Origin of the sequence: Amycolatopsis sp. NPDC058986, from assembly GCF_042741125.1 — a bacterium.
Classification (GTDB): Bacteria; Actinomycetota; Actinomycetes; order Mycobacteriales; family Pseudonocardiaceae; genus Amycolatopsis.
Window position 1 is genome coordinate 1 of the sequence record NZ_JBHYJW010000129.1, and the last position, 5,005, is coordinate 5,005.

Consider the following 5,005-nt stretch of genomic DNA (forward strand, 5'->3'; position numbering starts at 1 on the left):
GTGAGCAGACCTTGGTTCGGAACGAGTTCGCTTGAGGTGTGCTGATGGTGATTTTCCGCGCTGGCGATGCGAGGAAAGTCCCCTTCAGCGCGTCTAACGAGACGAACGTCCCCTTCAGCTCAGCCGGGTGCTGAGCGGGGAGGCCGAGAGGCTCAGCTCTTCGAGGTCGAGTTCCCGCAGCACCTTCCGCAGGATGTCGTCGTCGAGGCGGTGGGCCTCCCGTTCGGCCAGCAGCGCCTGCCGTTGCGCGACGAGCATTTCGCCACGCGCCCGGTGGAACGCCGCGGTCCGGCTGCTCGCGCGTTCTTCGGCGGACAGCGAGATCGCCTCGATCGCGGCCCGGTATCGCGTGTCGACGATGTTCCGCAGCCGCTCGCGAAAGCGTTCCGCCCGCTCGGGTGGAACGTCCATAGTGGACAGCTGGGTCGCGATCAGCTCGTCGAGTTTCGCCAGCGCCGCGTCCTTGGCCGCGGTACGCGCGGCGATTTCCTCCGCCTGGTCGCGTGCGGCCTCGTCCGGATCCTGCACCTTCAACGCGCGGATCAGCGGCGGCAGGGTGAGGCCCTGGATCAGCACGGTCCCGATCGCGACGGAGAAGGCGAACAGCTGGATCTCGGCGCGGCCGGGGGTGTCCACCGGAACACCGGACGCGGCGGCGAGCGTGACGACCCCGCGCATGCCCGCCCAGGCGATCACCAGATTTGACCGCCAGGACTGCGACGGCCCTTCGCGGCGGAACAGGCGCAATCCCCGTGGCAGATAGCTCATCCCGAGCACCGCGGGTATCCGGACGAACATCGTCACCGCCAGCACGATGACGGCGACGAGCGCGAGCTGCCCGTTGCCGCGGGCGGCGTGGTCCGCGGTGTCGAGCACGAACGGCAACTGGAGGCCCATCAGCGCGAACACCAGCGCCTCCAGCAGGACGTCGATCGAGGCCCACACGGAGGCGTCCTGCGCACGCGTCGCGGGTGAGGCGTTGAGCGACCCGCGTCCGAGATACAGCCCGGCCGTGACGACGGCGAGCACACCGGAACCGCTGAACCCGGTACCGAACGGATGGAGGTGCTCGGCGAGCACGTACGCGGCGAAGGGCACGATGATCCCGAACGCGGACTCCAGCAACGGATCGGTGAGCCTGCGCCGGATGAGCCCGACGATCATGCCGATCACCAGGCCGACCGCGCTCCCGAGCACGGTGGCGACGACGAACACCGCGAACCCGTGCCCGATCGAGCCCGCCGTCCCGGCGACCGCGGCCAGCGCGACCTTGTACAGCGTCAGGGCGGCCGCGTCGTTGACGAGGCTTTCCCCGGTCAGCACGGCCATGATCCGGCGGGGCAGCCCGAGCTTGCTGCCGACCGCGACCGCGCTCACCGCGTCCGGCGGGGCGACGACGGCGCCGAGCACGAGGCAGGTGGCGAACGGCAGATCGGGCAGCAACAGGTGCACCACCACCGCGACGACGACCGCGGTGAGGCCCACCAGCAGCACGCCGAGCGCGATGATCGGGCGCAGGTTGTCGCGGAACTGCGTGATCGAGCTGTCCAGCGACGTCGAGTACAGCAGTGGCGGCAGCACCACGGTGAGGATCAGTTCGGGTGCCAGCTCGATCCTCGGCACACCGGGAATCAGCGCCACGGCGAGCGCGACCACGACGATCACCAGCGGCGCGGACAGGTTGTACCGGCGGCAGAGCGCGGTCAGCCCGAGCGACCCGGCGAGCAGCCCCATCAGGGTCAGAACATCCATCGACGACCTCCGAAGGCGATCTTCGCCCATCGGCGCCGTGCGGGCAGGAGATGCCGATCGGGTGCGGGTGTCCCGCAAGATTCAGGCGAGGCGGGTACTCACCGGGGTCTCGTGGCGGAACAGGTCGAGCACCGGGCAGTGCTCGTCGACCTCGCGGCGCAGCTGCTCGTACTGGTCGCGGGTCGCGGGGCCGTCGAGGTCGACCGACACGCGGACGTCGCCGAAGCCCGGCCGGGTGTTGAGCGAGAAGCCGAAGAAGCCGTGCAGATCGAGGTCGCCGTCCACAGTGACCCGGACCGAGCCGAGCGGGATGCCGAGCTTCGCCGCCCAGAACTGGTACGTGATCACCTGACACGAGCCGAGCGCGGCGAGCGCGTATTCGACCGGGTTGGCGGCGGTGTCGGTGCCGCCGAGCGCGCCGGGTTCGTCGACCGTGAAGGTCTTGTCGCGCACCTTGACCTCGACGACGGTCGCGGTGCCGGGAGCGAGCGTGTTCGCGACGCGGAAGGACACCGCGGCGTTGTGCAGGTCGTTGTCGATGGCGTCGCGCGTGCCTTCGATAACGTCGATGAGCGACATGACTACTCCTCGTAGGGATAGGGGCGTAGGTCACAGCGTCCGGATTTCCCGCTCTTCGCGCGCGGCTTCCCAAGTCCTGGGAGCGGAATACCGTCCCGCCGCGAGCCGTAGTCCCGATCATGACCATCGGAGTGACGCTGCCCGCCGGGGAAAACCCGTCCCCGCACAACACCGTCGACGAACTCATCACCCAGGCCCATCAAGCCGCCGACGCCGGGCTCGGCTCGGTCTGGTTCTCCCAGCTCTTCGGCTACGACGCCATTTCCCTCGCCGGACTCGCCGGTCGCGAGGTGCCGGACATCGAAATCGGGACCTCGGTGGTGCCGATCTACCCACGCCATCCGCTGCTCGTCGCGGCACTCGCGCAGACCGCGCAGGCCGCGGTCGGCGGCCGGTTCACCCTCGGCATCGGGCTCGGCGCCAAGGAATTCCTCGAACCCGTCTACGGCCTCCCGTACGCGCCGCCGATCCGGCATCTGCGCGAATACCTGACCGTGCTGCGCACCGTTTTCGCCGGGGAAGAGCCGCGGTTCGACGGCGAGACGTTCGCCGCGCGGCCGCCGTTCCCCGCCGTGCTTCCTGGCGCCACCGAGACCTCGGTCATCATCGCCGCGCTCGGGCCGCAGGCGCTGCGGGTGACCGGGGAACTCGCCGACGGCACGCTGACGTTCCTGGCCGGTCCGAAAGCGCTTTCCACGCTGATCGCGCCGGTGCTGACCGAGGCCGCGTCGAAGGCGGGACGACCCGCTCCGCGCGTCATCGCGGCCGTGTCCGCGGTGGTGACCGACGACGTCGACGCCGTGCGCGCGAACGCCCTCGAGAAGCTCGCCTTCTACGGTGATCTCCCGTCGTATCGGCGGCTTCTCGACGCCGAAGGCGTTTCGCACGGCGCCGATCTCACGCTGATCGGCGACGAGGCGACGGTCGAGGCCGGGATCCGCCGGTACTTCGAGGCCGGTGCCACCGAGATCGTCGCGTCCCAGACCGGGCTGGGTTCGGCCGAGGACCGGCTGCGTACCTGGAAGTTCCTCGGCGAGCTGAAGAGCCGCTTGTGATTCTTTGACCGGCTCGGGGATGGTCAAGGGAATCGGGGCCGTGTTTCCGCCGAGTGGAAGCACGCTGGTTTGTGTCGTACCTCACGGGCATACTGTGCGCCATCCGTACGACTGTGCGGAGAACGTGCACTGACGCACCCCGGAGGTCCCCATGTCCCCTGGCGCCCCGACCACCGCGGCCCGGCACTGGGTCGTCCCACTGGCCTGGGCGGCTGTCCTGCTCGACGGGTTCGATCTCGTCGTGCTGGGCACCGTCCTGCCGGTGCTGCTACGCGGCCACGTCTGGGGCCTCGGCCCCGGCACGGCCTCGGTGATCTCGACCGCCGGCCTGGTCGGGATGACCTTGGGCGCGCTCGCGATCGGCACGGTCACCGACGTCATCGGCAGGCGGAAGGCGTTGATCACGGCGGTCGTGTGGTTCTCGGTGTGCACCGTGCTGTGTGCGCTGGCGCCGTCCGCGTTCGTGTTCGGGCTGCTCCGGTTCCTTGCCGGGCTCGGCCTCGGCGGCTGCCTGCCGACGGCGATCGCGCTCGTGTCGGAGTTCGCCAGGAAGGGCCGTGGCGGCAGCGCGACCACCACGGTGATGACCGGCTACCACGTCGGCGCGGTGCTCACGGCGTTGCTCGGCATCGTGCTCATCTCGCCGTTCGGCTGGCGCGCGATGTTCGTCGCAGGTGCGCTGCCCGCACTCGTGCTGGTGCCGCTCATGCTGCGCTACCTGCCCGAGTCCGAGCAGTTCGAACGGGTGCGGCAGGCCCGCCAGGCCGCTGACGCGCCTGCCGGGAACGTCGTGGCCGGGCTGTTCCGCGGTGGCCTGCTACGGGCGACAATCGCGTTCTGGGTGACCTCGTTCATGGGACTGCTGCTGGTGTACGGGCTCAACACCTGGCTGCCTGAGATCATGCGGCAGGCCGGGTACCCGCTCGGCGCGTCGCTCGGTCTGTTGCTGACGCTGAACCTCGGCGGTGTCGCCGGGCTGATCGTGGCCGGTCGTGTCGCCGACCGCGTCGGTGTCCGGCCCGCGACCATCGGCTGGTTCGTCCTCGCCGCGGTGTTCCTGGCGGTGCTGAGCGTGCGGCTGCCGTCGGTCGCGCTGTACGTGGCGGTGTTCCTGACCGGCGCGTTCGTGTTCAGCGCCCAGGTGCTGGTGTACGCCTACATCGGCAAGCGCTACCCGGACGCGATCCGCGCGACGGCGCTCGGCTGGGCAGCCGGTGTCGGCCGCACCGGTGCGATCTGCGGCCCGATCCTCGGCGGGGCTCTGCTCGGCGCGGGAATCGCCTATCCGTGGGGTTTCTACGCCTTCGCGGGGGTGGGCGCACTGGGCGCGCTCGGCGTCGTCGCAGTGCACTCCAGAAAGGCGAACTCCGCTCCGGAAGCCGTTCCCGCGCCAGGAACTCGCCCAGCTTCCTGACCGCGCTCTGCCCGCGAGTGTCCACAGTATCTGACCATTGTGGACACTCAGAGGCCTGGGGTTCTCGGGGGTCATGCGCCCCAATGTGGCGTTGGTTGCGTTCAACGCACCGAACGCCACATTGGGGTTTTTTCATCCTGTTGGTGCTGGTCTGGGTGCTTGACGGGGTGGGTTGTGGTTGTGCCGTAGGGGTTTGCTGGGTTGC

Annotated in this window: 4 protein-coding genes; 2 read left to right on the forward strand and 2 right to left on the reverse strand. The window is 69.6% G+C overall.

Features of this window, described 5'->3' with window-relative positions; genetic code table 11:
• Positions 1-114: 114 nt before the first annotated feature.
• Both ACFW0G_RS45250 and ACFW0G_RS45255 read right to left on the reverse strand, forming a co-directional pair.
• On the reverse strand, positions 115-1,752 hold the full coding sequence (locus ACFW0G_RS45250) for a Na+/H+ antiporter (protein WP_378331782.1): 1,638 nt from the start codon (positions 1,750-1,752) through the stop codon (positions 115-117).
• An 81-nt stretch (positions 1,753-1,833) separates the two neighbouring features.
• Complete coding sequence (locus tag ACFW0G_RS45255) at positions 1,834-2,331, reverse strand: OsmC family protein (RefSeq protein ID WP_378331783.1); 498 nt, start codon at positions 2,329-2,331, stop codon at positions 1,834-1,836.
• Positions 2,332-2,450: 119 nt separating this feature from the next.
• Here ACFW0G_RS45255 and ACFW0G_RS45260 point away from each other — a divergent pair, with 119 nt between their 5' ends.
• Together ACFW0G_RS45260 and ACFW0G_RS45265 are read left to right on the forward strand one after the other, a co-directional pair.
• Entirely contained in the window at positions 2,451-3,386 is a 936-nt protein-coding gene (locus ACFW0G_RS45260) for an LLM class F420-dependent oxidoreductase (RefSeq protein ID WP_378331784.1), read from the forward strand.
• 151 nt (positions 3,387-3,537) lie between these two features.
• A complete protein-coding gene (locus ACFW0G_RS45265; protein WP_378331785.1) occupies positions 3,538-4,800 on the forward strand; it encodes an MFS transporter in 1,263 nt (420 codons plus the stop codon).
• The last annotated feature ends 205 nt before the right edge of the window (positions 4,801-5,005 follow it).

Bases quoted from the DNA above. Each gene is read 5' to 3' on its own strand.
- ACFW0G_RS45250 (WP_378331782.1), bottom strand. From the start codon at position 1,752: ATGGATGTTCTGACCCTGATGGGGCTGCTCGCCGGGTCGCTCGGGCTG.
- ACFW0G_RS45255 (WP_378331783.1), bottom strand. From the start codon at position 2,331: ATGTCGCTCATCGACGTTATCGAAGGCACGCGCGACGCCATCGACAAC.
- ACFW0G_RS45260 (WP_378331784.1), top strand. From the start codon at position 2,451: ATGACCATCGGAGTGACGCTGCCCGCCGGGGAAAACCCGTCCCCGCAC.
- ACFW0G_RS45265 (WP_378331785.1), top strand. From the start codon at position 3,538: ATGTCCCCTGGCGCCCCGACCACCGCGGCCCGGCACTGGGTCGTCCCA.